Annotated in this window: 1 protein-coding gene; it reads right to left on the bottom strand. The window is 45.3% G+C overall.

Translation table 11 applies throughout. The features are described from left to right. Positions 1-88: 88 nt before the first annotated feature. Positions 89-810, bottom strand: a 722-nt coding sequence (locus V5N68_RS06105) for a sensor histidine kinase (RefSeq protein WP_332066286.1), incomplete at its 5' end; no start/stop codon positions are given.

The following is an 810-nucleotide window of genomic DNA, read 5'->3' on the forward strand; positions in this document are numbered from 1 at the left end:
ATTGGATACCAGCTGACCATCTTATGAGGAGCTAGCTTTTCTGTTAATGGTTGCTCTTTATTTTCCCTATTTGGTATTGCGATTGCCCTTATTTTTTTTTTTTTTTTTTCCATACCATTTGCACCACCGCAAGGCCGAGTCCGGTTCCTTGGGAACGAGTGGTAAAGAAAGGTTCCATGATTTTGCTTTGCAGCTCTTTCGGTACACCGGGACCACTGTCTTGTACCGAAATTTTTAATTCGTTGTTTACTGGTCGGAAGAACACATCAATTTGTGACTCTTTGCCCGCGATTTGGATCGCGTTCATCACTAAGTTACTCAATGCAGAAGCGATAGCATTAGCGTTACCGAGTAAAGTGACCTCTTCCTGCTCAACTTCGAGGAAATAATCAATTTGGTTGTTTTTCAGTGCCGCTTCGACCATAGGTGAGAACTCTGCGACGAGATCTGCAATCGAGAACGGCTTGACCACTTTATTGTCGCCACCTTTAGCGAACAACAGCATGTCATTCACCTGCTTCTCTAGGTCATGCAGGCGATCCATCAATTTAGTTTGAAAGCGCTCTTTGGTTGCAGGCTGTAAGTTTGGCGCGGCAAGGTTCGATGCGTACAACATCGCGCTGGACAAAGGGGTACGAACTTGATGAGCCAAAGAAGCAACCATTCGTCCCAATGACGACAAACGCTGTAAATCACTGATGCGAGACTGCAGCAAGCGTGTTTCGGTCAAGTCGGTAATTAAAATTAATTGCCCCGTTGCAGACGCAGAAATTGCCAAACGCACTTTGCGGCCATTACGTAGCGAAATTT

The organism is Bartonella eidoli (assembly GCF_036576145.1).
In the GTDB taxonomy this organism is placed as follows: Bacteria; Pseudomonadota; Alphaproteobacteria; order Rhizobiales; family Rhizobiaceae; genus Bartonella.